We start from the raw sequence: 25,209 nt of genomic DNA on the forward strand, positions 1-25,209 counted from the left end.
CGCGGGTACGGCGCGCGTGCGCACGCATCACATCACGCGGCGGCGCTCGGCGCGGCGTGATGAAGCGCGTCCGCCCATTGCGCGACGCGGCGCGGATCGAGCCGCGACGTGCGGCCGTTTTCGCAAAGCGCCGTGCGAAATCCGGCGACGTCGGGCGCGAGCGCTCGGATCTGATCGAGTTGCGGCCAGCCGAGCGAGCCCGCGATGCACGCCATCGCACCCGACGCGCGTATCGTCGCGATGTAGCGCGCGAGCGTCGCGCCATCGATGCAGTCGAAGAGCGTGCGCCCCATTTTGCCCGCCGTATCGAAGACGATGCCTTCGAAGCCGAGCGTCGCCGCGTGGTCGACGAGCGACGCATCGATGCCGTCGTCGGACAGCAGCACGGGAAGCACGGTCGCGTCCAGGCCGGCGAGGTGCGTCAGACACGCGCGCGCATGCGGCCCCGGCATCACGCCGACTTTCACGAAGTCCACGCCTGCGTCCCCGACTTCGGCGACGCGCGCCGCGATCGTGTCGAGCGCATCGGGCGGCAGGTCGCCGATCGTCGCGCTGATCGGCTTGACCGGGTAGCGCGCGCGCAGCGCATGCGCGATGCGCCAGAGATCGTCGATGCGCACGCCGCCGAGCGCGCCGTCGAGCGGTTCCTTCAGGTCGATCAGGTCGGCGCCGGCAGCGGCGGCGTCGAGCGCTTCTTCCGTCGAGCGAACGCTGGTGAGCAATGCGGTCATCGGAGTCTCCGAAAGGGCGCTGCGGGGGCAATGCGTGGACGATGCGCGGATGGCGGCATCACGTCGTGCCGGCGTGCGACGGCGCGGGCGCGCTGCTTTTGCCCGACTCCGACGCCGTGCCTGTTGCGCGAAAGCGTTCGACAGCGGCCGTGATCCATTGCCACGCGGTGAGTTCATCGGGGCCGGCCGTTTTGTCGATGGCGATCTGCAGATAGGCCATTTCGCGGTCGACCTTGTCGGCGGGCAGCATGAAGAGGCGGCTCACCAGAATCGCGCCTTCGACGACGGCCGCCTGCGCGCGGTTGAAGCCGCCGAACGGCGCGTGCGTTTCGCTGTGTACGCAGCGCATGTGGAGCACGGGGCGTTGCGGGTCGTCGGTCACGTGGTCGAGCAGCAGTTCGGTGTGCGCGAGCGATTGCCGCAGCCGCACACTGCTGACGCGGCTCGCGGCGCGAATCGGCCAGTCGCGCTGCGCGCCCGTCACGCAGCCTGCGAAGATGCGCACGTCGGTCGTGAAATTGATGACGGCGGCGTGGGTTTCGAGGATGTTGTCGAGCGTTTTCGACGGTCTGAAAGGGGCCAGGATCGCGAGTCCATGCTCGAAGCGCACACCCATCGGCGCCACGTGGGGGTGGCCGTCGCCTGCCGCTGTCGTAATCACTGTTTCATGGATCATGGATGTGGTCTTCTCTTCTTCTCTGTCTGCGACGCTGTTTGCTTTTGCCCTTGTCGCGGGCATCCGCGATTTGGTTTTTTGGCTTGCTGCCGGCATCCGCGGTGCGGCTCTGGTTTTTTGGCTTGCCGCGGGCATCCGCGATGCGGTTTTGGTTTTTTGGTTTGCCGCCGGCATCCGCGATGCGCCTCGCGGCGCAGGCGTTGCCCCTGTGCGGGGCGGCACCTACTTTTCTTTGCAGCGGCAAAGAAAAGTAGGCAAAAGAAAGCCGCTCACACCGCCAATGCTTGACCTTTACCCACGGGCTCTCAACGTCCCCATCCTTCATGCGGCAGTGTGCTGTCTCATGCGCGTTGCCAGTGCGTCGATCAAATGCCTCACCCGCCTCAAGCGCCTACGCTGCGGCCCGCGACATCGAATATCCCCGGCCCCTTTGCGGCAAACTGTGTGCAGGCATTCGCGCCGCACAGGACACCCCCGCTACACGATGCGGCTGCGGTGCGGGCGGCGTCCTGTACGACACAGCAACCTGCATTCACTACCGGCATGCGGCCTTGGAACATTCGATATCCTTGGCCGTGCCACATGTGCATGAAGCGGGTGAGGCGTTTAGCCGGAGCGTTGGCAGCCCCACATAGGCCAGCACATTGCCGCAAGAAACACGGGTACGTTGAGAGCCCGTGGGTAAAGGTCAAGCATTGGCGGTGTGAGCCCGCTTTCTTTGCTTACTTTCTTTGCGGCGGCAAAGAAAGTGAGTGCCGCCCCGCACCGGGGCAACGCCCGCGCCGCGAGGCGCATCGCGGATGCCGGCGGCAAGCCAGGAAAACCAAAGCCGCATCGCGGATGCCGGCGGCAAGCCAGGAAAACCAAAGCCGCATCGCGGATGCCGGCGGCGAGCCAAAAAAAACCAGAACCGCATCGCGGATGCCGGCGACAAGGGCAAACAAAACCGCGTCGCGGACATAAAAAACAAAAGGGCCAGCCCGAAAACCGAGCCGGCCCCGTCCGGCTATCTAGTAGCGATATACATCGTGACTTCAAAGCCGAAACGCATATCGGTGTAGCCAGGGGTAGTCCATTGCATAGTCGTCCTCCTTTACGAGTGAAAACGGCGGTCCCATTGCGACCGACGCCCTCTGTGACGTACGGGACACCCGATCGCGTCGGCCCATGTTGCTGATGCAACTGTCGTACCAGACACCCAACCTGCCGGAAATGGTACTCTGCGGCGCGCCCCGAACCAGCTTACGCGCCTTACTGTAGCGGAACCGCAGCAAAGTGTTCCACGAGCCGATCGCCCATTGTGGACGCATTTTCCGTGATGTGCACGCGTGTTAACGGATCGCTTAAGCCTGCTGAAAAAAATCGTGAATTCACTTCATTCCGCGCGCCGCCTACATTGACCTGCAAGGCTCGCGGACGTTGATGCCCGCGAGCACTTCCCATAAGGCGCGCGCGTAGCGCTATTCGCTGACGACGGCGCGCGCCGCGCATCGCTAGCGTCCGATTGCCTCCATGACGCGCCAACAAAACACGCCGTACGGCAACCATCTTGCATGGGACCCGAGTAAGGCATGGGACGGGAGTAAGGCATGGGACGGGAGTAAGTGCTGAAGCACTAACTCCGGCCGACAGCTAAAGCACTAACTCCCGTCGACAGCTCTGCATGGGACGGGAGTAAGTGCTCTGCATGGGACGGGAGTAAGTGCTGAAGCACTAACTCCAGCCGACAGCTAAAGCACTAACTCCCGTCGACACGCCCGCAGTGGTCGACAGGGAGACATCGTCATGAACGCCGTCGTTAAAGACGCCAAAGCGACACCCAAAGCGGAGCCCGAAGCCGGGCTGGAAGCGCGGACGAAAGCGCAAGCGCCTGGCGCGCAGCCGCAAGTCGATCTGCTCGCGCTCTTTCGCGAGTCGGGTATCGCTGGTGTGCCGGAACAACTCGACCGCGTTCTGGCCGGTCTCGCGCCCGTCATGACGCGCATCCGCGAAATCGCCGCACGGCGGCTCGTCGGACGCGCGGCCGACCACCGCGCGCGCTTGCGTCAGGCGAATCGCCTGTTCGCGGATGCGCTGAGCGGCGGCGCGCGCGCCGAACCCGCCGGTCCCGCCGCGCTGACGCTGCTGACGCCGCCGATACCCGCGCGAGCAGCGTCTTCTCCGAATCTGTCGGTGACGAGGCAAGCCGCGCCACCGAACCCGAGCTACCCACTTAGCAGGAGAGCATCATGCGTCACGCAAACATTACGCTGACGGGATTCCTGGGCGGCGACGCCGGGCATCTGATGTCGACGCGGCCGCCCACCGCGCTGCAGGCGGTGCTGCATGAAGTCGCCGCATCGGTGAAGACGATCGCGGCTGCGCTCGCGCGCGGCACGCTCGGCGACAGCGCGCACGCCGATTCCGTCGCGGGCGGCGCGGTGCTCGCGTATTCCACGCGTCGGCGCAAGCTGGCCGGAACGGCTTCGCGCAACGGTGCCGCGAACGACGCGAGCAGGCCCGAATACCAGCTCGCGTTCGACACGCTCAACTGCCCGTGGAACGCGGACATCAACGGCACCGCGGGCTCGATCTTTTCGGTGACACGTGGGCAATCGCAAGGCAACGATGCGCCGAACGGGGAGCTTCGTGGCGGCGCGTATGCCGAATCCGACGGCGAACCCTACGGCGCGCCGTTCCTTCAACCCGGCCGCGAGCAGGCGGCAGCCGGCTACACGATCTACGGCCCGGCGACGATGCTCATCTTCACTCTCGGCGAGGGCACGCACGGCTTCACGCTCGACGGCGAGACAAACGAGTTCGTGCTCACGCATGCGTCGATCCGCATTCCCGAGAACACGGCCGAGATTGCCGTCGACGCGTCCAACGAGCGCTTCTGGGAGCCGCCCGTGCGCCGCTATGTGCACGAGTGCCGGGAAGGCCGCGCGGGCTGCCGCGAGCGCGATTTCAGCTTGCGCTGGAGCGATGCCGTGGTGCCCGAAGTGCATCGCATCCTGATGCGCGGCGGCCTCTTCCTGATGCCGCGCGATTACCGGGCGCGCTCAGCGATGCGCGGGCGGCTCTCCGCCGTCTACGACGCGAGCCCGCTCGGGTTTCTCGTCGAGCAGGCGGGCGGCATGGCGACGACGGGACGCGAGCGCGTGCTCAATGCCGCGCCGCGCGCGTTCCACGAGCGCATGCCGCTGATACTCGGCTCGGCGAACGAAGTGGCGCGTATCGGCCGCTATCACCGCGAGCACGACCTGGGCATCGACGCGCCTTTTACGTCGCCGCTTTTTCGTGAGCGCTCGTTGTTCCTTCCGGAGGCGTCGGTCTGACGCGTTGCACATACGGGAAGGCAGCAAGCGTTGAAGCGCTTGGTGCCTTCGACAGCTCTGCATGGGGCTGGAGTAAGCGCTCTGCGTGGGGCTGGAGTAAGCGCTCTGCGTGGGGCTGGAGTAAGTGCTGAAGCACCAACTCCAGCCGACAGCTGAAGCACTAACTCCAGCCGACAGCTGAAGCACCAACTCCAGCCGACAGCTGAAGCACCAACTCCAGCCGACAGGAGACAACGTATGTCAGTCAGACATCCGATCGTCGCGGTGACGGGATCGAGCGGCGCGGGCACGACCACCGTCATGAAAAGCTTCGCGCACATTTTTCGCAGGGAGAAGATCAATGCGCAAATCATCGAAGGGGATGCGTTCCACCGGTATGACCGTCTCGGCATGCACGAAGCGTTGCGGCGGAGCGAGCAGGACGGCGTCCGAAACTTCAGTCATTTCGGCCCCGATGCGAATCTGCTCGAAGAGCTGGAGCAGCTGTTCTCGAACTATGGCGCGTCGGGCACCGGCCAGTTCCGCCGGTACGTGCACGACGACGCGGACGCCATCGTCTACAAGCAGGACCCGGGAACGTTCACGCCGTGGCAGGACATTCCGCCGGACACGGACATGATGTTCTACGAAGGGCTTCATGGTGCGGCCGTGACCAGCAAGGTCGACATCGCACAGCATGCGGATCTGCTCGTCGGCGTCGTGCCGATCATCAACCTGGAGTGGATCCAGAAGCTGCATCGTGACCAGACGCTGCGCGGTTATTCGCATGAGGCCGTCGTCGATACGATCCTGCGGCGCATGCCGGATTACGTGAACTACATCTGTCCGCAGTTCTCGCGCACGCATGTCAATTTCCAGCGTGTGCCGACCGTCGACACGTCGAATCCATTCACCGCGCGGGAGATTCCACAGCCCGACGAGAGCTTTGTCGTGATCCGGTTTTCGAAGCCGAAGGGCATCGATTTTCCGTATCTGCTGATGATGCTGCACGACTCCTTCATGTCGCGGCCGAATGTGATCGTCGTACCTGGCGGCAAGATGGGGCTGGCGATGCAGCTTATCTTCACGCCGATGATCCTGCAGTTGCGCGACCGGCAGGCGAGGGCGTGAGTTTATGACGCTGGCGGGGGCGTGTTGTCGTGCGTCTCGGTGTGTGGTTGGCTGACGGCCTGTAGACCGTACCCCGCGCGGGGCCGTCAGCTTTTTATCCTGCACATTCAGGCACAAGGAGGCACGAAGCTACGAAGAAGCACCCCTTTTCCTCGTAGTCCCCGGCCCGCACCACACCTCGAGATTCTCCTCCGGCCGGTCGACCTGGCATCCCCAATCCAGCGGCTGATCCTGATCGAACCGCTTGCCCAACTCCCACGCGATTTCAGCGCGCGCCGTCTGCACGCCCATATAAAACGCGTGGCCGCCGTCGTGTTCGAGCTTCAGATGCGGATACAGCGCGAACGGATCGCCATCGACAAGATGCATCTCGCGGTTGTAGACATGAACGCCGTCCGTCGTCACCTGCACGCGGAAATTCGGATCGCGCACCTGCGCGGCAAACGCCGCAATTTCATTGGCATCGTACGGGAAAGGCCGCTTCGCATGCAGCGCGGAGAGAGAAGGGTCGATGCCTTTGGGCAGCACCTGCGCATCGTGCGCGGCGTGCATCACGCGCCGCGCGACATCGGCTTCGCGCACCGCGCGCCGCGCATGCAGGCTCACGGAAGTCGTCAGCACGGCGGACACGTTCAACTCGGCCGCGATGCCCAGCAGCACCGCATTGATCCCGCTCGTGTCGGCCTCGATCAGTTCGGTGAGATTGCCGACGCCGAGCATGATCGCGATGTCGGGATAGCGCTCGCGCAGCGCGACGTATCGCGCAATCGACGCGGCAAAACCAAACGGAATCGGATCGAGGATGGGATCGGCGAGAAACGGCCGTCCGCGTTTGAGCATCGTATCGATGGCCTGATGCAGCGACGCCGTATCGCGCGGCTCGCGTCCGACGACAATCGGCGTCGCGCTCACTCCGTCGGCGATCCATAGCGTGTCGACGTTCAGGCTCATCAGGTAGTCGGCGCCCGCGCGGCCGCCGCGCAGCAGTTCGTCGGCGACCATCGAATCGACGCTCACGCGATAGCCGCCCGCCTTCAGCATGCGCACTGCGTCTTCGAGATGCGGAAACGGCGTGTCGGGCAGACAGCCCACGTCGATCACGTCCGCGCCTTGCTCCGCATACAGCTTCGCGCGCGCCGCGATGCCGTCGAGATCGAGCCGCGGCGCATCCACGATCTCCGCGAAGATTTCCGTCGAGTAGCGCGACAGGTCGAACTTGCGCGCGGCTTGACCGAAGTGCTGCGGCAAGTCCTTCGCTTCTTCCGGTCCGCGTTCGACGGGCACGCCGAAGTGCTCGCTCAACGCGTTGAGATCGCCCCGGCAACGGCCCGGCACGATCATGCGATCGGCGCGCAGCGGCAGCGCGACGCGCCGCCGGATCATGTCGGCCGTCATCAGCGCGGCGACCTGCAAGCCGATTTCGCGCACCTCCCACGTGAACGGCGCGTTCGCCATGCCTTCCAGCACCTGCACGACGCTCTTTTCGGCGAGCCTGCCTGTCAGGAAGACGATGTGTTCCATGCGAGCCCGAGATTCGATAACCGTTCGTTCAATGCCGCGCGCAATTCATCGAGCGAGCGCGCGACGGTCGTGTGCTCGATGCGCGCAAGCCGTTCGACGTTTTCCAGTTCGAGCGCGCGCGGGCGCACTTCGACCCACTCGTGCGGGCTTTGCGTGATCACGCTCGGCTCGGTGTCGCATGCGAAAACGATGCCGGGCACGCACTGCTTGCCCGCTTGCGCGTAGAGATTGGTCGGCAGCGTATCGGAGATGCCGAGCGCGCACTTGGCGACCGTATTGCTGGTCGCCGGTGCGATCACGACGGTGTGATAAAAGCCCTCGTACAGCATGCCGACGGGCACGCTGCTCGCGCTGTTGTCGCGCATCACGCGAAAGTGCTCGCGCAGTTTCGGCACGGGCCAGCCGTAGAGCGGCAGCACCTCTTCTCCGGCCGCCGACAGAAACAGATCGACGCCCGGCAGCGCGAGCGCCACGTCGATCGACTCTTCGAGCATATGGCCCGAGCCCGTGATGCACCACGCAAAGCGCGCGTCGGGGCGGAATTCGCCGGGGCGGCGGGCGGGCGACGGTGCATTCATGCGTGATTTACATGCCACTCATACATGCCACTCATGCGCCGGGCGCAACATCCGTCGGAGCGGGCGAGCCGTCGTGCGAAAGCCGGATGTGCAGTCTGTGCATCTTCCGGTACAACGTGTTGCGGCTGATGCCGAGCGTCTTCGCGACGTTGCTCACGTTCCAGCGATGTTCGTCGAGCATCGCGAGCACCGTTTCGCGCTCCCTGATCTGAATCGCGTTGAGCGCCGACAGATCGGTGTCGTCGTCGAACGGCAGCGCTGGTGCACGCGCCGGTCCAGCGAGCGCGGGAGCCGTTGCGCGTGGATGCGCGGCGTTGTTGCCGTTGCCATCGCCGACGATTTCCGCCGGCAGATGCGCGCAGCGGATTTCGGGTCCGTCGCACAGCGCGATGGCCATTTGCAGCACGTGCCGCAACTGCCGGATGTTGCCCGGCCACGCGTAATTGAGCAGCACGTGGCGCGCTTCGGCGCTGAGTTCGGGCGGATCGTCGGCTTCGCTTTCCAGCAGATGGTGAATCAGCGGCAGCAGGTCGGCGCGCTCGCACAGCGGCGGCAGATTGATTTCGATGCCGTTCAGACGGTAGTACAGGTCTTCGCGGAAAAGCCCGCGCTGCACCAGATCGAGCAGATTGCGGTGGCTCGCGCTGATCAGCTGGAAGTCGACCTTGATCGTCGTTTCCGCGCCGAGCGGCGTCACCTCGTGCTCTTCCAGCACGCGCAGCAGCCGAGCCTGCAAGGCCATCGGCATGTCGCCGATCTCGTCGAGGAACAGCGTGCCGTTGTTCGCCTGCACGATCTTGCCACGCCGTCCTTCGCGCTGCGCACCCGTGAACGCGCCCGCGCGATAGCCGAACAGCTCGCTCTCGATCAGCGTTTCCGGCAGCGACGCGCAGTTCACCGCGACGAAGCTGCCCGCCGCATTCGGGCTGATGCTGTGCAGCGCATTCGCGAACACTTCCTTGCCCGTGCCCGTCTGCCCTCTGAGGATGATGGGAATCTTCCGCTGGATCACGCGCGCCGCCAGCTGGCTCTGCGCGGCCATGCGCGGATCGCCGAATTCCAGATGCGACAGCTTGTCGAGTCCCGCTGCGGCGGGCTTCGCCTCGCGTGCGTCGCGCGTGCTCTTCGCGCGCGGACTGCGATTGATCGACACGTCACTCCATGGCCCGCGCGCGATGCTCGTCGTTGCGTGATTCGCGCCGCCCGCAAGCGTGGTTGCGTCACGCGGCGTCTGCGCGATCAGGAAGAAGCGGTTGTTTGCGTGCGCGCTATACACGGTGATCGGATGGAACGAGCCGCGAATGCTGCGCGCGATCATGTCTTCGAGCGTCGCGCTGAACGCTTCTTCGATGCGCTTGCCGCACAACTGATCGGGCGAGCGAAGATCGAGCTGGAACAGCGCGCTGCGATTGGCCGCGAGCACGACGCCTTCGTCGTCGACGGCGAGCTTGCCTGCGTGCAGCGTGCCGACGAACTCGGGACGGCTATGGAAGTGGACCGTGTTCGCTCGCCGGTAGCGCGAATCGATCAGCCGGTTCTCGATCATCTGCCGCGACATGCCGACGAGCACCAGCGAATGCTGTTGCAGCATCTTCGAGCGGCTCGTCACGTCGAGCACGCCGACTATCGAGCCGCGTTCGTCGAAGATGGGCGCAGCCGAGCAGGTGAGCGACGTATAGCGCGGATAGAAATGCTCGTGCTGGTAGACGGCAAGACATTCGCGTTCCGTGAGGCACGTGCCCATGCCGTTCGTGCCCGCCTCGCGCTCGCTCCAGACGGCGCCCGCGCGCAGTCCGTCGGCGGCGACCGTCTCGCCAAACGGCACCGACGAAACCTGATGGACGATCACGCCGTTCGCATCGACGAGGATCACGGCCAGCTCCGGGTCGGCGAGCTGCTGATAGAGCGTCGTCATTTCCAGCTTCGAGCAGGCGATCAGATCGCCTGCTGCTTCGCGGGCCATGGTCAGTTCGTGCTGCGTGAGCACGGGCGGCATCACGAAACGTCCGGGATCGAGGCCGAACTCGACGAGGCAGCGCGTCCACGACTGCGCCACCGACGGGCTCATCGAACACGTGGCGGGCTTGTTGTTGACGATGTTCAGTACATCCCGGACGTGCGAATTTATGTCAACGAGCGATGACATCAGGGGCGTCTCCGATGCGTCTGGCTCGATGCACGCTTCGACATGTCGAGGCGCGACGGCCGGCGCAGTATGTAAGTGTTTTCCCCGCTTACTTCCGATGTGCCGCGCGTCTGTCGCGCGCGTAGATGAACCGTCTGATATGTCGTTTGAATGCGTTCAACAGCACTCAGCAACCACTGTACAACCCGTGTCGCGATACATCAATAAATAGTCGTACCAGTATGTGTCACTGCGCGTGCTTTTTGCTTCGCCTTACCAGTCGGGTTTTCCTGCATCAGAGGCCGATCCGACCCGGCGACGCGCCGCGGCGCTGCGCGCGGATTCATCAACGACGATGCGCCCACGGTGGAGCACATACACATGGACCGTTTCAATCCAGCCAGCAATCCCCTCCATTTCACTGTCGTGCTGCCGTCGAGCGCGCGTCCAATGCCTGCGCCCGCCGAGCGGACCGAGCCGGCCACCGCGCCGCGCGCCGCGCTCGACATCGTGTATATCGAGGGATTCGTCGCGCAGACAGTGATCGGCATCGACAGGGACGAACTGCACGAGCCACAGCCCGTACAACTGGATCTGTCGATCGGCGTGCCGTCGCTGCGCGCGTGCGAGACGGATCAGATCGGCGATACGATCAATTACGCCGCCGTGCGCGCGGAACTTCACACGCTTCTTGCAACGCACAAAGTGCAGTTGCTGGAGGCGCTGGCCGAGCGGATCGCGCAATTGCTGATCGAGAGATTCGGCGCGCACTGGGTGCGTGTGAAGTTGTGCAAGCCCGCGAAGTTCGACGACGTCGCCGCCGTTGGCGTGATCATCGAACGGCGGCGCGGCGACGGCCACGCGTAGCATGCATGCACGCGCTATGCCCGCCGTTGTCGGCGGCGGGTGTCGTCTGCACGACTGCACTTCGCCCGTCTCGATGCGCCGATGTGCGCCACTGCGCGGGTTTCACCGCGCAGGCATCACTTCGACGCGGAAGGCGAGGGTTTCGAGAGCCCGCATGCCTGATAGGCCTCTTCCTGCAACGCGCGATACTTCTTCGTCTGCGCGCGCGCACGGTCGACGCGAAACTCGTTGCCGCCTTCGCCGCCGAGCGACGCGTACTTCGAGAACGTCATCTGCTCGACGTATTCGTCATAGGGCAGCGCGGCCGCGATCTTGTCGACCACGCACGAGCACTTGTAGACGTTGGCAAAATCGTGGCCGTTGTCGTCCATGCAGCCGAGCACGTATTCGACGCGGCCTTGCGTCGGGTAGTCATAGCCTTTGGCGGGCGCGCCGCTGCCGGCGGGACCGGCCGCCGACGCGAGTGGCGCGATGAGCGAAACACACGCGAGCGCCGCGACCGCGATGCCCGCGCGACAACATGAGGTCATGTCAAAGCCTCTGCTTGGGTGTTCTGCATACATCGATATTAGCGCGCGGCGCGAGGCGCCGCAGAACGTTTCCGTCCTGCCGCGCCTCGCGCGCGCAACACGCCTGTCACTGCCGACGTGCGTATCGGCGCTCTATGCTCTAGTTCGGCGCGAACGGGTGCGCGGCGCTCGACTTCTTCGATACGACTTCGGCCGCGTTCGGTTCGCCCGCCACCGCGCGCTGGAGCGCTTCGCGCGTCGCCTTGTAGTTGAACTCCTGGATCTTCTTGTCGTCTTCGGCTTCCCAGTGGATGAAGACGCCGACGCAGATGAACAGGTCATCGGCTTCGTCCTTCGGGATCGTGCCGTCTTCGACGCAATCCGCGACGGCTAGCGCGACGGCGTGCTGCGCCGGGCCGAACATCTGCACCGCCTGCTTGGCGCCCTTGATCGTTACCTTGTTGAACAACACGGTATTGGGCTTCGTCATCAGGTTGGGCGCGACGACGGCAAGCAGCGAAGTGAAGCCGTCCTTGTTGTTGGTGAGCGCGTGGCAGAAAGCAGACTCGGCGGCAGAGCCTCTCGGCCCGATCAGCAAATCGATGTGGGCCACTTCGTTGCCTTCGCCGATAAGCGACTCGCCTACCATGACGCGGTTGATCTTGGCCATGCTGTTCCTCCAGTGAATTGGGATCTGTCTACGTGGGACGAACTCGCGACGCGTGGAGCCCGCCGCGAGTTGTATGAGGGGGACGCACCGCGTTCTCGACTAACAGGAAACATGCCAATCGACGCTCATTTGCGTTTTGCGCACGTTCGTTTTGGTCTATATGTGCCCGCTCGCGAAGCGCGGCGGATCGAGCAGCGCGGCGACGAAGAGCGTGGCGACAGTCAGGTCGGCGCTCGTGCCTGGATTGACGCCTTGCGCCTTCAGTCCGGCATCCCATGCATCGAGTTGCGCGACGCTCTGCGCGTCCTCCGTCGTGCGCCATCGGGCGTGACGCTGGCGTGCCTCGCGCGTGACACTTTGCGCCACTGCCGCGCCATGCTTGCGCACTATGTGCGAGTCGGGCCATGTGCCGAGGAACGTGAGAAAGACATCGAGCGTGAGCGCGGCGGGCGTCGCGCGATGCGACTTCGCGATCGCATCGAGGCCCGTGCCGAACACATCCGCGAAGCCGTTCGCGTATTGACGCGCGATGCTGTCGCGCTCGGCGGCGAGTGCCATTGCCGCGCGCAGATCGACGGTCGGCGGCGCGTGCACGGACTGCTCGGGCGCGTCGCCTAGCCCTCCGGGATTGGCGAGCGCGATCGCGCGATAGGCGGCGCGCGCGTCGTCCACCGTCAGCGCGGCGAGCACGCGCTCGACGCAGCGGTGCCATTCGGACGCCTGCAACGCGACATGCTTCGAGACACAGGCGGCTTCCAGCGCGGCAGCAAGCGGCGCGATCAGCAGCAGGATGCCGAGGTTCGTGTTGCAGCCGGCGACCCGTTGCGTGTGCGTCACCGCATCGAGAATGCGCGCGCCGACGCTCGCGCCTCGCGCAAAGAGCGCGGGCGCGGCAGCTTGCGCGCTGTCGATGAACTGCGCCGCTTGCATCCCGTGCCCCGCGCTCGCGATGCTGACGTTGCCCGGCTTTGCCGTTTCGACGTCGAGACGGCACGCGCGCAGAAACGCGTCGGGCGCGCGCGCGAGCGGATCGTCAGCGGCCTGCATGGAGCGGCAATGCAGCAGGCGCCGACGCGCGGCTGCCCGCGAGCTTGCGGTCCAGCAGATCGTCGACGAGCGCCGCCGCGATATCGATGGACGTCACCGATTGCAGCCCACGCCATGCTGCGACGCCGTTCACTTCGAGCACGAGCGGCACGCCGGCTTCATCGGGCATCGACGGATCGGGGATCAGATCGACGCCTGCGTAGTCGAGGCCGAGCGCCGCCGTCGCGCGCTCGGCGATGGCCGTGTGCGTCGGATCGAGTGCGCAAGGTTCGCAGTGCGCGCCGCGCGCGACGTTGTGTATCCAGCCGCGGCCGCCGACGCGCCGCATCGCGGCCACCGAGCGCCCGCCGATCACCAGCACGCGCCAGTCGAAGCCCGCGCGGCTCGCGCCAGCGCTGCGGCTCGCTCTCGCCGTGCCGACAAACCTCTGCAGATAAGCGACCTGCTGATAGCTCCGCAGCGGCGGCAGCGGCTTCAGCGTGCCGTCGCGCGCCGCGCTCGCGCCGAGCCGCCGCAGCCCTTTGCCCTGCGAGCCGAACAGCGGCTTGAGCACGACCTGGTGGCGCGCAGCCGTCTCGCGCATCAGCACGCGCTGCGCGAACGCCGCCGATTCCGTCGCCCAGGCGGCGGGCGTCGGTACGCCCGCTCGATGCAGCAGAAAGCTCGTCATCGACTTGTCGACGCTGCGCTCGATCGCGCGCGCGTCGTTGTAGACGGGGATGCCGCATTCGCGCAGCGCATGCAGGATGCCGAGTCGCAGCGTCACCTGCTCGAACGTGCCGCCCGCGATGCCGCGCACGAAGACGGCATCGGGCAGCTCGCGCGCGAAGCCGGGAATCGCGAGGCCATACGGCGACCATGTCGTGTCGATGCGGCACGTGGCCAGATCGACGCAGCGCGCCTCCACGCCGCGCGCGCGAAAGGCCTTCTTGAGACGGCCCGTGTGCCAGCCGGTTTCGTCCGTCATGATCGCGACGCGCAGGCCACCCGCCGATGGCAGATCGCTCATGACGCCCCCGGCGTGGTGACGCCCGGCGTGCCCGGCCCAGCAGCGTTTTCATCAGAGGATCGATCGTCGGCGCAAGCGAACGCGTCGCCTTGCCAGAGCGCTTGCAGCAACGCTGCGTCGAGCCGCCCGCCGCGATACGTGGTGCCGCTTTCGAGGCTGCTCGCCCACACTTCGGCGGGCGCGAACAGCGACGGGTCGATCTGATAGAAGTCGTGGTTGAACGACGCGAAGATGTCGGCGAACGGCCGCCCATAGTCGCGCGAATTCGACGACGGCAACTCGGCCGCGAGCCGCCGCGCGACGGCATCGCGCGTCACGGTCAGATGCACGCGTCCGCCGTACAGGATCGCGTCGTTCGTGCGGCCCATCGCGGCGAGGCCATCGGGCGCGGGCGGCGGCAGCGGCGCCGTGCCGCTCGCTTCGACGATCTCAGCGAGCGGCACGCCGAGCACATGCGTCTTGTGCAGCGCGACTTCGACGACGCGCGCGACGATCTGCACCGTCCCTGCGACAGAGTGTGTCGGCGTGACGATCACGGTCAGCCTGTCGGGCGCGAGGCCGCAATCGTTGACGATCTTCTCCAGCACCGCTTGCGGCGGCGGCTGGCCGACCTCCATCACGAGCACGCCCGCGTCGCGGCGATCGCGATAGCCAAGCTCGTCGAAGAGCGTTTCCTTACCCGCGAGCGCGCGCGCCGGACCGGAGCCGAGCGAGAAGAACTTCTTGCCGTTGTTCTGCTCTTTGGTCGCGGACAGGCTCCAGCCCGCGTACTGGCTGCCGAGGCACGCGAGCACGGGCGACGACGTGTGCACTTCGATCGTCGCGGGCCAAAGCGGCTCGAGTTCGGTGCTCACGCGCGTCTCGACGCGGCCGAGGCCGCCCATGCAGATGCGCGCGATCAGCACGCCTGCTTCGGCGCAGCCCGGCGACGCTACGCCCGCATCGACGATGGTCGGCCCGAACGCATGACGCGACGACGCGATGCGCAGCCGCGCCGCGTCGGCCAGAAGCTGCGCGACGAGCGGCGCGGCGCACGCATTGACGCTGGGCGCATCGCGGGCGATGGGCGGTGTGTTGCCCGTATTGCCATTGGGTTCAGCCATGTGAGTCGACGGATTCATGAGCAGGCTCGAGGCAGGTTTCGATGTGTTGCAGGAGACGTTGCGTATGGCGTTGCAGTTCGCGTTGCAGCGCGGCGCGCGAATCGCCCGTGACGAGCACGGTGCAGACGGGTTGCCCCGCTTCGATTCGCGTGCCCGCGTTCGGGATGTCGTGGCAGACGGGATCGACGTACAAGGTGTCGCTGAAGCGGCGCGTGGCCGTGAACGCTTCGGGCGCGAACACGACCTGCTGTGCGACGCGGCACGACGGCGCGTTCATCGGCGCATTCATCGGCGCATTCACGCGAGGGGCGGGCAGGCGATCGTGCAGGCAGGCGTCGATATGCGCGGCAAGCAGACCGCGCGGCCACGCGTCGCGCGATGAGCGTTCGTACAGCGCCATTGTCGACGAAGGCCGCGCGTTGATTTCGAGCACGTTCACGCTATCGCCGTCGAGGAGGAAATCGACGCTGTGGAGTCCTCGCAGATTCGCGCGCGATGCAATCGAGCGCACGGCGCAGGCGATCTGTTCCGTCACGCGCGCGGGCAGATCGATCGGTCCGAGCGAACCCGCGTGCACATAGGGCAACGCGCCGCTCGGAACGCAAAGCTGCTCGGCATAGCCGATGATCGACGCTTCGCGCCGCGCGGCGAGAAAGAGAGCCGACATCGAAACGCCAGCGCTCTGACGCTGGAAGTAGCAGGAGGAACGGGCGCTTGCATCTGCGTCTGCATTTGGATTTGCGTTTGCCGCAGCGCGGATATGCGTGCCGCCGCAGCCTTCGGCGAGCTTGTGCAGCCAGCCTTCGGGATGCTCGGGCCGCTCGAATGCCACGTCGGGATGCGCTATGCCCAGTTCGTCGAGCAGCGCGAAGAAGCGGCGCGGCTCGCGCACGGCGGCTGTTGCGTCGGCATCGTTGCCGATCAGCCGAGGCAGTTGCGCCGTGTGTTGCACGAAGTCGATATGCGGTTCGAGCCCGCTGCCCGCCACGAAGCCGATGAGGCGCGGCAAGCGCGCGACGCGCTCGAGCGCGGCCCGCAACTTGCCGCGATCGATCGACAAGCCCTGTCCGCCGATATCGACCCACAGCTTCGAGTAAAGGCGCGTGTCGCGGTCGCCGAACAGATCGAGCGCGACCACCTGATAACCCGCATGTGCCGCCGACTGCGCGAGCATGCGCGCCGACAGCCCCGCCACGGCGACGAACGGCGCGGCTCCATCGGGCCGCGCGCGCGGCTCGGCGAAGTGGCCGGCGGTCGCATACATCGTGGACATCGCTTCGTCCCGCTTGCTAGCTGCGCTCGGCGACGACGGCGCGCGCTTCGTCGAACGCTTCCGTGAAGCCCAGATAGGCGGGCTTGCCGGCCGTGCGCATCCGCGTGAACAGGCGATGCTCGACCTGATACTTCACGTTGCCGATCGCGAGTGCGCCAATGCCGATCGCGTCCGGCCGCGCGGCGCCCGCGAGCGGTTTGCCGTCGTCCATCACGTTCACGCCCGCGATGCCTTCGGGCGGCACCGCGTTGACGTCGGCGGCGACGACGAGGCGCTGCGCATGCGCGAGATCGGCGGCGCTCACGACCTGCACACCCGCCGTCGCCGTCGCGAAGACGATGTCGGCGCGCGCAAGCGCGGCATGCAGCGTATCGGGCGTGTTCGTGCCGACGCCCGTCGTGCGGATGCCGAAGCGTTCGTCGACGTCCTGGCTCGCGCGTTCGGCGCGGGCCGCATCGGAATGGCTCGCGATGGTGACATGTGCGCCGAGCGTCGCCGCGATGGCCGCCGTGATTCGTCCGACGGCGCCCGTGCCGCCGAGTATCAGCACCTGCTTGTCCTTCAGTTCTTCGCCGTACTGCGCTTTCAGATGACATTCGACGAGCGCGACGAGCGCCGCCGACGTCGTGTACGCGCCGCTCGGATCGGCGAACACGGAGACTTCGAACGGCGGCACCATCGCTTCGCGTGCGCGGTCGAGCATGTCGGCGGCGAGCATCACGTCGCGTCCGCCGATGAAGATGCCCGTGCGCGACACGCCTTTCGGGCCGCGCGAGAAGATCGCGTCCTGTGTCAGTTGCACGACGTTGCGCACGTCGACCTCGCAGTACGGCACGAGGATCTCGTAACCGGCATCGGCGGCCATGTTGACGTCGAACGGGCTCATCTGCGGTGTCGGCGTGAACATGTGCAGGATGTAGGGCCTTTCAGTAGCTGTGGACATGGCGTGGGCTCATTGGGGGTAGTCAGTAGCGAGGCGTCCGCGATCCGTCAGGACGCGCAGATTCGATCCGGCGACGGGTGCGGCGATTCGCGATGATCGGGCTGAGTAGGACTGGTTCGGGCTCATCGGGCGGCTGATCGGGCGGCTCATCGGGCGTCGACGCCGAAGTGCGGCTGCTGGACGGCATAGAAGCGCGCGCCGTGATTGCGCCCGCGCGTGACCGAGCACACGATGCCCGGAAACGCACGCGTGGCCGCGCGCGCGGCGGCGAGCGCCTCGTCGGCGCGCTGCGCGCTCTGCACGAACGCGAAGCCCGTCGGTCCCCATGAGCTTTGTCCGATGCCCGCGGTCTGGTTCGCGCCGATCGCCTGCACGGCGGCCGCGACGGCGGGACTCGAATACACGCCGCCTTGCACTGGCGCGAAGTACTCGCCGATCGCCTGCTGAATCGCGCTGACGCCCGCCGCGAACGAATCGAAATCGCCTTGCGCCATGCCGGGCAGCACGCGCATCAGCAACTGATGGCACACGTGCGCGGCGAGCGTCTGCGGGAAGGGCGGCAAAGCGGCGAGGCCGCGCCGCTCGTCGTCGCCGTGCAGACCTTCGCGAGTGGTGTCGTCGATCAGCACGATGCGCCAGTCGTCGGGAAAGGGCTGGCGCGCGAGCAGTGGCGGCAGCATCGCCGCGCGTGACGCAGGCGATACGGCATGTGTGCCGCCGTGGGATGCCGCGCGGCCTGGGCCGCCATCGACGATCAGCCCGCCGTGATCGAAGCCGAGCACGCCGATGCCGGAGCGCGCGCCGCGTCCGAGCCGCTGCGCGAGTTCAGCGCTCGTCGCGCCGATGCCCGCCAGACGCGCATACGCAGTGGCGACCGCGAGCGCGAGCTGCGTGCCCGAGCCGACGCCGCAATGAGCGCGCGCGGCTTGCTCCACCTGGATGGAAACGGGCGGCCCGCCGTATGCGGCGTACAGCAGCGCCAGATAGCGCTCGATACGCTCGCGCTGCGCGGGCGTGGGCTCGCCTTCGATCAGCCGGTCGTCGGCGTGCCGCGCGGTGACACGCGTGCAGCATCCTTCGATCACGACACCGACGCTGCCGAACGCGCGTCCGAGCGATGCGCCCGGATCGAGAAAGCCCAAGTGCAGGCGGCCCGGCGCTTCGACGGTGATCGCAGAGAGGGCCGGCAAGGCCGACGTGCGTTCGGATGACATCCGCATGCGAAAGCTTCCTTGTCGAATCGGGTGTGCGTGGGCGGCCTGACGAGCCGAGACGTTCCCATCGTCAGGCAAGAGGCGTACCACTCGCTACAGGGCGCGGATCGGCGCGGACCTCAACGCCTTCCGGCGGGGCGGCGCGGCGGTATCGCGACGACATCGCGACGACATCGCGCGTGACAGACGATGCGCTCGCAGCGACATCGCGTGTCGATTGCGATACAGCCCTGACACAGCCGCGATACAGCCGCGATACAGCCGCGATACAGCCGCGATACAGCCGCGATACAGCCGCAGCGCGCCGCCGCGCCGATCGCGGCACGGCGTGTCACACGCGGCTCGCCGCGAAACGGCGGCGTCGTGCTTCACGCGCGCGAGCGGCCGCGGGACCGCGCGCGCTTTTCTCGTCGCGTCGACGCTTCAGCTCTTCGGCGCGTCGTACTTGATATAGCGGAAACGCTGATCGTCCGACGGCGTGCCTTCGAGCGGGCCGCCTTCCTTGCCCGGCTGCCACTGGATCACTTCCTCGATCTTGCGGGCGAGCGCGAAGTCCTTGTCCGTGATGCCCTTCGCCGTGTGCGTCTTCAGCTTCACGATGACGAACGCATACGACACCGTCAGATCCGGGTGATGCCACGCGGCCTCGGCGAGATGGCCGACCGCGTTGACCACCATCAGCGTGCCTTTCCAGCCTTCCGTGCGGTACTTGCGCCGCAGCCAGCCGTCTTCCATATACCAGTGCTGCAACGGGCCTTCGAGCCTCTTCTGGATTTCCTCGTCGGAATACACCTGTTCGCTTTGCGTCATGGAGGGCCTCCGCTCGTGTCATGTGATGGATGTCGCATATGGAAGCTTAGTGCCGATGGCGATTCACTGCCGGCCTCCGCTTCAGAGCGAAGCCGAATTGCAATCCGCTGACATGTGCCCCGCCGTGCCGGTGGATTGTTTGCGTATCTGACACAGTATGTCTCGCCGTCGCTTGAGAAGCGGAACACGTTGACGCCGCAGCCCCGCGTGGCGGCGTGCGATAGCGACCGGCATGGAATATGCGATCCGCCTTCATACGCATGAGTCGGGCAATGGACCCGGCCCAGCACAAGACGTTACCTGCATCCAGAGGCGCGGCTGGAGCAACCCGGTAGCGTGTCATCGGTAACTGGACGGTTTAACCAGTACATCATTCTGGAGGAGACATGAACGTACGCACCCTGGTTCTCGGACTGGCGGTGTTCGTTGCGACGGCGCTGAACTCGTTCCTGGCCTATGCCGATCCGCAACTGGACTCGCTGCTCAAGAACCCATCGAATTGGGCGTCGCAGGCAGGTGACTATGCGAATCACCGGTACAGCCCGCTCAAGCAGATCAACGAAAGCAATGTCGGCAAACTCCAGGTCGCCTGGACGATGTCGACGGGTGTGTTGCGCGGTCACGAAGGCTCGCCTCTCGTGATCGGCGACACGATGTATATCCACTCACCGTTCCCCAACAAGGTCATCGCGATCAGCCTGAAGGATCAGACCTTCCTGTGGCAGTACGAGCCGAAGCAGGATTCGGCTGTGATCTCCGTGATGTGCTGCGATACCGTCAACCGCGGGCTCGCATACGGCGACGGCAAGATCTTCCTGCAACAGGCGGATACGACGCTCGTCGCGCTGAACGCGAAGACGGGCGAAGTCGTCTGGAAAGCGCAGAACGGCAATCCGAAGGCGGGTGAAACCAACACCAACGCACCGCACGTATTCGGCGACAAGGTGCTGACGGGCATCTCCGGCGGCGAGTTCGGCGTGCGCGGGCGTCTGATCGCCTACGACATCAAGACGGGCAAGCAGGCATGGATCGCCTACAGCACGGGCCCGGACAACGAGATGCTGCTCGATCCGCAGCAGACGATGACCTGGGCCGACGGCAAGCTGGAACCCGTGGGCGCGGACTCGTCGATCAAGAGCTGGAAGGGCGATCAGTGGAAGCTCGGCGGCGGCACCACATGGGGCTGGTACGCGTGGGACCCGAAGCTGAATCTCGTCTACTACGGCACGGGCAATCCGGGCACGTGGAATCCGACGCAGCGTCCCGGAGACAACAAGTGGTCGATGTCGATCTTCGCCCGCGACCTGAACACCGGCAAGGCGAAGTGGGTCTATCAGATGACGCCGCACGACGAGTGGGACTATGACGGCGTCAACGAAATGATCCTCGCCGACATCGCGGTGAACGGCAAGAAGACGCCTGCGATCGTGCACTTCGACCGCAACGGCTTCGGCTACACGCTTAATCGCGAGACAGGCGAGCTGCTGGTTGCGCAGAAGTACGACCCGGCCGTGAACTGGGCGGATAGCGTCGATCTGAAGAGCGGTCTGCCCATCCGCAATGCAACCTACTCGACGCAGAAAGCCGGCCCCGATCACAACGTGAAGGGCATCTGCCCGGCCGCGCTGGGTTCGAAGGACGAGCAGCCGGCGGCATTCGATCCGTCGTCCAGTCTGTTCCTCGTGCCGACGAATCACGTGTGCATGGACTATGAGCCGTTCGACGTCGATTACGTGTCGGGACAACCCTATGTCGGCGCAACGCTGTCGATGTATCCAGGTCCTAACGAAAAGGGCGCGATGGGCAATTTCATCGCGTGGGATGCGGCGAAGGGCAAGATCGTCTGGTCGAAGCCGGAACGGTTCTCGGTGTGGTCGGGCGCGCTGGCGACGGCGGGCGGTGTCGTCTTCTACGGCACGCTGGAAGGCTATATCAAGGCAGTTCGGATCAAGGACGGCAAGGAGCTGTGGAAGTTCAAGACGCCGTCGGGAATCATCGGCAACGTGTTCACGTATCAGTATCAGGGCAAGCAGTACATCGGCGTGTACTCGGGCATCGGCGGCTGGGCGGGCATCGGCATGGCAGCCGGCTTGCAGAAGTCGACGGAAGGCCTCGGCGCAGTCGGTGGCTACCGTGAACTGGCGAAGTACACGGCGCTCGGCGGCACGCTGTTCGTGTTCGCGATTCCGGGCGAAAAGGGCTGAAACGGGCTGACCCCAAGGCAGTTTCGCAGCAGTAGTTTCGCAGCAGCAGTGACGTAGCCGAAGACGCCCGCACGCGGTCTTCGGCTCCGGTGAAGACTCGAGGCGGCGCCGGCGGCGCGTCGAAGCGGACGCGCCGCACGGCCGCCACTTTGCAGTCGAAGAGCAGGTTCAATCGAAAACACGCAACGACGTTGCGTGAGACCAGAGTAAGGGAGACGAACGCATGAAAGGCCGCGTTGTGCTGTCGCTTGCAGGTACGTTGCTGGGATTGGGCGCATTACCTGTCGTTATCACCAATAGCTGGGGGCAGTCGTCGGGCGCGCCACAGGTCCAGCAGGTCGCTTACAAGGTCGTCGATGGCGACAAGGTCGACAACAATACACTGCTGGGCTGGAAGACATGGCGCGCGCTTGCCTGTGAGCGCTGTCATGGCGCGAAGCAGGAGGGCCTCGTGGGCCCGTCGCTGATCGACGCGTTCAAGACGCTCGACAAGAACGAATTTCACCGTACCGTATTCGGCGGACGCGTCGACAAGGGCATGCCCGACTTCAGTTCTAGCTCGATGATGCAGAAGAACTGGGAAAACCTCTACGCGTACCTGAAGGGCCGCTCCGACGGCAAGATCAAACCGGGCGATCTGCAGGCGATCGATGCAAAATGAGCTTCATGGCGTCACGAGATTCTTCGTGACGCGCTTGCGTGAGTGACCGTATGCCGTGCATCGCATGACGCAAACCCGGGAGACCTTCATGACCGATCGCAGACGTTTAGCCGTCCATGTCGCGTGTGCCATGCTGACGCTGTGCTGGGCCTGCGCCGGCGGGCCATCCGCTCGCGCGCAGGGCGCGCCCGCGCCGGACCTGCCGAACAACGACGGCGCCGACAAGGTGTTGCGCGTGTGCGCCGATCCGAACAACATGCCGCTCTCGAACGAGAAGGGCGAGGGCTATGAGAACAAGATCGCGGCCGCGATGGCCAAGGACTTCGGCTACAAGCTCGAATACACGTATTTTCCGCAGCGCATGGGCTTCGTGCGGCACACGCTGCGCGAGAAGCTGCCCAACACCGAGCAGTACAGATGCGACCTCGTGATCGGCGTGCCGCACGGCTACGACATGACGGCGACCACGCGGCCCTGGCTGCACTCGACATACGCGATGGTGTTCCAGAAACGCCCTGAGTTCGCGAATATCAACACGCCGACAGATCTGTTGAAGCTGCCGCCCGATCAACTGAAGAAGTTGAAGCTCGGGATCTTCTCGCAGACGCCTGCCGTCGACTGGCTGCTGTCGAACAATCTGATCGACCAGGCTGTGTCGTATCGCGCGCAAAGCGGCGACCCGAACGAGTTTCCCGGCGAGATGATCCAGCGCGATCTGGTGCAGGGCAATGTCGACGTGGTGTTCGTCTGGGGGCCGATTGCGGGCTATTTCGCGAAGCAGGCGAGCGATCGCGTGAAGCTCGTGCCGTTCCCGCCGCAGCCGGGCATCCGCTTCGACTATGAGATCTCGATGGGCGTGCGCAACGGCGAGAAGGCATGGCACGACAAGATCGATCAATGGATCGCCACGCATCAGCACAACATCGACCAGATTCTGACCAGCTACGACGTGCCGCTGCTGCCGCTGGCGAGCGCGCCCGTCGCAACGGACTCGCCGAAATGACGCGCAAGCCGGCCGGATGCGCACGCGCGCTCGCGCGCGCGTTTGCCGTGCGCGGCGCCGTCGCGATGGCGGCCGTCACGGTGCCGCTGGGCGTGTCGGTGGTTGTGTCCGTGGCTGCGTCGCAGGCGGCGCTTGCCGACGATGCTACGCCCATCGCGCCCGCCGAAAAGCTGTTGTTTCTCACGCCGCATCTGCATGGCGTCGCGTCGCAGACCGAGCTCGACTATTCGCTCGTCGTATCGGCGCCGCCCGAGAAGTCGACGGACCGGGTTCGCGTGCTCGTCGCGAGCGACGACAACGCGAAGAGCGACGCGACCGTCAGCGATGCGAACGGCAAGGCCACGTTGCCGGCCAATCTGCCGTGCAACCCGATCATTCTGTATTTTCTCGAACGCGACATCGCGGAGATGGAGCAGTTGACGGGCGGACAGCGCCGCTATTTCCAGCAGCGCGTCCGGCTCGCGCTCGCGGCGGGGCCGCCCATCACGGATGCGACGGCGCAAGTGGACGGCAAGCCGGTGAAGGCGCGCAAGATCGTGATTCAACCGTATCTGCACGATCCGAACGCGGAGCGTTTTCCCAAGTACACGAGCAAGCGCTACACGTTCGTCCTCGCCGATGGCGTGCCTGGCGGCGTGTCGTTGCTGCTCACCGAGGTGCCCGGCGACAACGGCGATTTCACGCATCCCGTCAAGACGGAATCGGTGAGCTACGAGACGTCGGTGCGCAAGCTGTCGCCGCCCGCGCACGGCACGCCTTCGACGCCGAAGCCAGCCTCCAACGCGCCGCGTGCGAGCCGCTGATCTTCGCTGAATACTGGATGGACGCCGCGTGACATGACGGGCGGCGTGCTCGCTGCCCGTCGAAACGCGTTTGGGAAAACGCCTCATGAATCTGATCCGCTCGCTGACGCTCAGGCAGTTGCAGATCTTCGTGATCGCAAGCCGACTGCCGAGCTTCGCGCGCGCGGCGGAAGAATTGCATCTGACGCAGCCCGCCGTGTCGATGCAGATCCGGCAACTGGAAGAGGCGATCGGCATGCCGCTCTTCGAGCGCATCGCGCGGCGGCTGACACTGACGGAAGCGGGCGAGCGTCTGTCGCATCACGCGAGCCGCATTCTCGGCGAGATCAAGGACGCCGAAGACACGATGTCCTCGCTCGCGCAAGCCGACAGCGGCACGATCGCGGTGAGCATCGTGAGTTCCGCGACCTACTTCGCGCCGAAGCTGCTAGCGCTGTATTCGAAGCAGTTTCCGAAGGTCGACGTGCATTTTTCGGTCGGCAACCGCGAGACGCTGCTTAGGCTGTTGCAGGACAACGCAACCGATCTCGCGATCATGGGCCGGCCGCCGCCGGAACTGGGCACGACGGCCGAGCCGCTTGCGTACCATCCGCATGTGATCATCGCGCCCGTTACGCATCCGTTGCGTCACGCGCGCCGCTTCGATCTGCAGGAGCTGGCGGGCGATACGTTTCTGCTGCGCGAGCCGGGTTCGGGCACGCGCGCCGTTGCAGAGCATACGTTCCGGCAGCATCTGTTCACGCCGGCGCGCTGCGTGACGCTCGGCAGCAACGAAACGATCAAGCAGGCTGTGATGGCGGGCATGGGCGTGAGCCTCATCTCGCTGCATACGCTCGCGCTCGAACTGCGCACGGGCGAGATCGCGCTGCTCGACGTGAACGGCACGCCCGTCGAACGCACGTGGCAGATCGTGCATCTGAGTTCGAAGCAGTTGTCCCCGACGTGCGTGATGTTTCGGCGCTTTCTGCTCGAACACGCGGAGCCGTTTCTCGAGCAGGAGTATGCAAAGTTGATGCAGCCGCTGTCGTCGGCGAC

24 protein-coding genes and 1 pseudogene are annotated in these 25,209 nt (G+C 65.4%); 9 read left to right on the top strand and 16 right to left on the bottom strand.

The genetic code is table 11. The features are described from left to right. Positions 1 to 32: 32 nt before the first annotated feature. The 4 genes from AB4Y32_RS33225 to pqqA all read right to left on the bottom strand — a co-directional run bounded on the left by AB4Y32_RS33225 (position 33) and on the right by pqqA (position 2,488). Entirely contained in the window at positions 33 to 731 is a 699-nt protein-coding gene (locus AB4Y32_RS33225) for a (5-formylfuran-3-yl)methyl phosphate synthase (RefSeq protein WP_368725371.1), read from the bottom strand. Between the two features lie 58 nt (positions 732 to 789). After that, positions 790 to 1,407: a DUF447 domain-containing protein gene (locus AB4Y32_RS33230; RefSeq protein WP_368725372.1), complete on the bottom strand. Its 618-nt coding sequence runs from the start codon at positions 1,405 to 1,407 to the stop codon at positions 790 to 792. Further along, on the bottom strand, positions 1,397 to 1,732 hold the full coding sequence (locus AB4Y32_RS33235) for a hypothetical protein (protein WP_368725373.1): 336 nt from the start codon (positions 1,730 to 1,732) through the stop codon (positions 1,397 to 1,399). Before AB4Y32_RS33235 ends, AB4Y32_RS33230 begins: the two co-directional genes overlap by 11 nt. A 681-nt stretch (positions 1,733 to 2,413) precedes the next feature. Further along, positions 2,414 to 2,488, bottom strand: coding sequence for a pyrroloquinoline quinone precursor peptide PqqA (gene pqqA, locus AB4Y32_RS33240; RefSeq protein WP_082426903.1), 75 nt, complete (start codon positions 2,486 to 2,488; stop codon positions 2,414 to 2,416). A 761-nt stretch (positions 2,489 to 3,249) separates the two neighbouring features. Between pqqA and AB4Y32_RS40760 the strand changes: the two are divergent. The 3 genes and pseudogenes from AB4Y32_RS40760 to AB4Y32_RS33255 form a co-directional block, all read left to right on the top strand. Then, positions 3,250 to 3,435: pseudogene (locus tag AB4Y32_RS40760) on the top strand (CbbX protein); the annotation flags it as partial. A gap of 200 nt (positions 3,436 to 3,635) precedes the next feature. After that, the gene (locus AB4Y32_RS33250; protein ID WP_368725375.1) at positions 3,636 to 4,724 is read left to right on the top strand and encodes a fructose-1,6-bisphosphatase; all 1,089 of its coding nucleotides are present in this window, start codon (positions 3,636 to 3,638) and stop codon (positions 4,722 to 4,724) included. A gap of 237 nt (positions 4,725 to 4,961) precedes the next feature. Continuing rightward, entirely contained in the window at positions 4,962 to 5,834 is an 873-nt protein-coding gene (locus AB4Y32_RS33255; protein ID WP_368725376.1) for a phosphoribulokinase, read from the top strand. Between the two features lie 129 nt (positions 5,835 to 5,963). Here the strand turns inward: AB4Y32_RS33255 and AB4Y32_RS33260 are convergent, their stop codons facing one another. From AB4Y32_RS33260 to AB4Y32_RS33270, 3 genes are read right to left on the bottom strand one after another with little or no spacing between them, the layout of a single operon-like run. Continuing rightward, positions 5,964 to 7,355, bottom strand: coding sequence for a DUF6513 domain-containing protein (locus tag AB4Y32_RS33260; protein ID WP_368725377.1), 1,392 nt, complete (start codon positions 7,353 to 7,355; stop codon positions 5,964 to 5,966). Then, positions 7,334 to 7,933: a flavoprotein gene (locus tag AB4Y32_RS33265; protein WP_368725378.1), complete on the bottom strand. Its 600-nt coding sequence runs from the start codon at positions 7,931 to 7,933 to the stop codon at positions 7,334 to 7,336. Before AB4Y32_RS33265 ends, AB4Y32_RS33260 begins: the two co-directional genes overlap by 22 nt. 31 nt (positions 7,934 to 7,964) lie before the next feature. After that, positions 7,965 to 10,079: a sigma-54-dependent Fis family transcriptional regulator gene (locus tag AB4Y32_RS33270; RefSeq protein WP_368725379.1), complete on the bottom strand. Its 2,115-nt coding sequence runs from the start codon at positions 10,077 to 10,079 to the stop codon at positions 7,965 to 7,967. Positions 10,080 to 10,439: 360 nt separating this feature from the next. Here AB4Y32_RS33270 and AB4Y32_RS33275 point away from each other — a divergent pair, with 360 nt between their 5' ends. Then, entirely contained in the window at positions 10,440 to 10,925 is a 486-nt protein-coding gene (locus tag AB4Y32_RS33275; RefSeq protein WP_368725380.1) for a dihydroneopterin aldolase, read from the top strand. Positions 10,926 to 11,041: 116 nt separating this feature from the next. On the opposite strand, the gene AB4Y32_RS33280 is transcribed toward AB4Y32_RS33275, so the two are convergent. From AB4Y32_RS33280 to AB4Y32_RS33320, 9 genes are all read right to left on the bottom strand, one after another. Continuing rightward, the gene (locus tag AB4Y32_RS33280; RefSeq protein ID WP_368725381.1) at positions 11,042 to 11,455 is read right to left on the bottom strand and encodes a hypothetical protein; all 414 of its coding nucleotides are present in this window, start codon (positions 11,453 to 11,455) and stop codon (positions 11,042 to 11,044) included. Positions 11,456 to 11,594: 139 nt separating this feature from the next. After that, on the bottom strand, positions 11,595 to 12,104 hold the full coding sequence (fae, locus tag AB4Y32_RS33285; RefSeq protein WP_368725382.1) for a formaldehyde-activating enzyme: 510 nt from the start codon (positions 12,102 to 12,104) through the stop codon (positions 11,595 to 11,597). Positions 12,105 to 12,260: 156 nt separating this feature from the next. Next, positions 12,261 to 13,151 carry a triphosphoribosyl-dephospho-CoA synthase gene (locus AB4Y32_RS33290; protein WP_368725383.1) on the bottom strand — a complete coding sequence of 297 codons (891 nt, stop codon included), beginning with the start codon at positions 13,149 to 13,151 and terminating at the stop codon, positions 12,261 to 12,263. Continuing rightward, complete coding sequence (locus AB4Y32_RS33295) at positions 13,138 to 14,160, bottom strand: RimK family alpha-L-glutamate ligase (RefSeq protein ID WP_368725384.1); 1,023 nt, start codon at positions 14,158 to 14,160, stop codon at positions 13,138 to 13,140. The genes AB4Y32_RS33290 and AB4Y32_RS33295 overlap by 14 nt, the downstream gene beginning before the upstream one ends. After that, complete coding sequence (gene mch / locus AB4Y32_RS33300; RefSeq protein WP_368725385.1) at positions 14,157 to 15,281, bottom strand: methenyltetrahydromethanopterin cyclohydrolase; 1,125 nt, start codon at positions 15,279 to 15,281, stop codon at positions 14,157 to 14,159. Before mch ends, AB4Y32_RS33295 begins: the two co-directional genes overlap by 4 nt. Further along, complete coding sequence (locus AB4Y32_RS33305; protein WP_368725398.1) at positions 15,256 to 16,527, bottom strand: ATP-grasp domain-containing protein; 1,272 nt, start codon at positions 16,525 to 16,527, stop codon at positions 15,256 to 15,258. The genes mch and AB4Y32_RS33305 overlap by 26 nt, the downstream gene beginning before the upstream one ends. A gap of 25 nt (positions 16,528 to 16,552) precedes the next feature. Next, positions 16,553 to 17,479, bottom strand: a complete 927-nt coding sequence (locus AB4Y32_RS33310; RefSeq protein WP_368725386.1) for an NAD(P)-dependent methylenetetrahydromethanopterin dehydrogenase — start codon at positions 17,477 to 17,479, stop codon at positions 16,553 to 16,555. Positions 17,480 to 17,625: 146 nt separating this feature from the next. After that, on the bottom strand, positions 17,626 to 18,699 hold the full coding sequence (locus AB4Y32_RS33315; RefSeq protein ID WP_368725387.1) for a beta-ribofuranosylaminobenzene 5'-phosphate synthase family protein: 1,074 nt from the start codon (positions 18,697 to 18,699) through the stop codon (positions 17,626 to 17,628). A 417-nt stretch (positions 18,700 to 19,116) separates the two neighbouring features. Continuing rightward, positions 19,117 to 19,503: a 4a-hydroxytetrahydrobiopterin dehydratase gene (locus AB4Y32_RS33320; RefSeq protein WP_368725388.1), complete on the bottom strand. Its 387-nt coding sequence runs from the start codon at positions 19,501 to 19,503 to the stop codon at positions 19,117 to 19,119. Between the two features lie 386 nt (positions 19,504 to 19,889). On the opposite strand from AB4Y32_RS33320, the gene AB4Y32_RS33325 reads away from it, so the two are divergent. The 5 genes from AB4Y32_RS33325 to AB4Y32_RS33345 all read left to right on the top strand — a co-directional run. Next, on the top strand, positions 19,890 to 21,707 hold the full coding sequence (locus AB4Y32_RS33325) for a methanol/ethanol family PQQ-dependent dehydrogenase (protein WP_368725389.1): 1,818 nt from the start codon (positions 19,890 to 19,892) through the stop codon (positions 21,705 to 21,707). Between the two features lie 223 nt (positions 21,708 to 21,930). Next, complete coding sequence (locus AB4Y32_RS33330) at positions 21,931 to 22,368, top strand: c-type cytochrome (protein ID WP_368725390.1); 438 nt, start codon at positions 21,931 to 21,933, stop codon at positions 22,366 to 22,368. Positions 22,369 to 22,456: 88 nt separating this feature from the next. Beyond that, positions 22,457 to 23,371 carry a substrate-binding domain-containing protein gene (locus tag AB4Y32_RS33335; RefSeq protein WP_368725391.1) on the top strand — a complete coding sequence of 305 codons (915 nt, stop codon included), beginning with the start codon at positions 22,457 to 22,459 and terminating at the stop codon, positions 23,369 to 23,371. Next, the gene (locus AB4Y32_RS33340; protein WP_368725392.1) at positions 23,368 to 24,174 is read left to right on the top strand and encodes a hypothetical protein; all 807 of its coding nucleotides are present in this window, start codon (positions 23,368 to 23,370) and stop codon (positions 24,172 to 24,174) included. The genes AB4Y32_RS33335 and AB4Y32_RS33340 overlap by 4 nt, the downstream gene beginning before the upstream one ends. Positions 24,175 to 24,259: 85 nt before the next feature. After that, positions 24,260 to 25,209: LysR family transcriptional regulator (locus AB4Y32_RS33345; protein WP_368725393.1), on the top strand; the 950-nt coding region annotated here is incomplete at its 3' end.

Source organism: Paraburkholderia phymatum (genome assembly GCF_040965635.1).
GTDB lineage: Bacteria > Pseudomonadota > Gammaproteobacteria > Burkholderiales > Burkholderiaceae > Paraburkholderia > Paraburkholderia phymatum_B.

Coding starts and splice junctions, on each gene's coding strand:
- AB4Y32_RS33225 (WP_368725371.1), bottom strand. CDS start 731: ATGACCGCATTGCTCACCAGCGTTCGCTCGACGGAAGAAGCGCTCGAC.
- AB4Y32_RS33230 (WP_368725372.1), bottom strand. CDS start 1,407: ATGATCCATGAAACAGTGATTACGACAGCGGCAGGCGACGGCCACCCC.
- AB4Y32_RS33235 (WP_368725373.1), bottom strand. CDS start 1,732: ATGAAGGATGGGGACGTTGAGAGCCCGTGGGTAAAGGTCAAGCATTGG.
- AB4Y32_RS33250 (WP_368725375.1), top strand. CDS start 3,636: ATGCGTCACGCAAACATTACGCTGACGGGATTCCTGGGCGGCGACGCC.
- AB4Y32_RS33255 (WP_368725376.1), top strand. CDS start 4,962: ATGTCAGTCAGACATCCGATCGTCGCGGTGACGGGATCGAGCGGCGCG.
- AB4Y32_RS33260 (WP_368725377.1), bottom strand. CDS start 7,355: ATGGAACACATCGTCTTCCTGACAGGCAGGCTCGCCGAAAAGAGCGTC.
- AB4Y32_RS33265 (WP_368725378.1), bottom strand. CDS start 7,933: ATGAATGCACCGTCGCCCGCCCGCCGCCCCGGCGAATTCCGCCCCGAC.
- AB4Y32_RS33270 (WP_368725379.1), bottom strand. CDS start 10,079: ATGTCATCGCTCGTTGACATAAATTCGCACGTCCGGGATGTACTGAAC.
- AB4Y32_RS33275 (WP_368725380.1), top strand. CDS start 10,440: ATGGACCGTTTCAATCCAGCCAGCAATCCCCTCCATTTCACTGTCGTG.
- AB4Y32_RS33280 (WP_368725381.1), bottom strand. CDS start 11,455: ATGACCTCATGTTGTCGCGCGGGCATCGCGGTCGCGGCGCTCGCGTGT.
- fae (WP_368725382.1), bottom strand. CDS start 12,104: ATGGCCAAGATCAACCGCGTCATGGTAGGCGAGTCGCTTATCGGCGAA.
- AB4Y32_RS33290 (WP_368725383.1), bottom strand. CDS start 13,151: ATGCAGGCCGCTGACGATCCGCTCGCGCGCGCGCCCGACGCGTTTCTG.
- AB4Y32_RS33295 (WP_368725384.1), bottom strand. CDS start 14,160: ATGAGCGATCTGCCATCGGCGGGTGGCCTGCGCGTCGCGATCATGACG.
- mch (WP_368725385.1), bottom strand. CDS start 15,281: ATGAATCCGTCGACTCACATGGCTGAACCCAATGGCAATACGGGCAAC.
- AB4Y32_RS33305 (WP_368725398.1), bottom strand. CDS start 16,527: ATGTATGCGACCGCCGGCCACTTCGCCGAGCCGCGCGCGCGGCCCGAT.
- AB4Y32_RS33310 (WP_368725386.1), bottom strand. CDS start 17,479: ATGTCCACAGCTACTGAAAGGCCCTACATCCTGCACATGTTCACGCCG.
- AB4Y32_RS33315 (WP_368725387.1), bottom strand. CDS start 18,699: ATGCGGATGTCATCCGAACGCACGTCGGCCTTGCCGGCCCTCTCTGCG.
- AB4Y32_RS33320 (WP_368725388.1), bottom strand. CDS start 19,503: ATGACGCAAAGCGAACAGGTGTATTCCGACGAGGAAATCCAGAAGAGG.
- AB4Y32_RS33325 (WP_368725389.1), top strand. CDS start 19,890: ATGAACGTACGCACCCTGGTTCTCGGACTGGCGGTGTTCGTTGCGACG.
- AB4Y32_RS33330 (WP_368725390.1), top strand. CDS start 21,931: ATGAAAGGCCGCGTTGTGCTGTCGCTTGCAGGTACGTTGCTGGGATTG.
- AB4Y32_RS33335 (WP_368725391.1), top strand. CDS start 22,457: ATGACCGATCGCAGACGTTTAGCCGTCCATGTCGCGTGTGCCATGCTG.
- AB4Y32_RS33340 (WP_368725392.1), top strand. CDS start 23,368: ATGACGCGCAAGCCGGCCGGATGCGCACGCGCGCTCGCGCGCGCGTTT.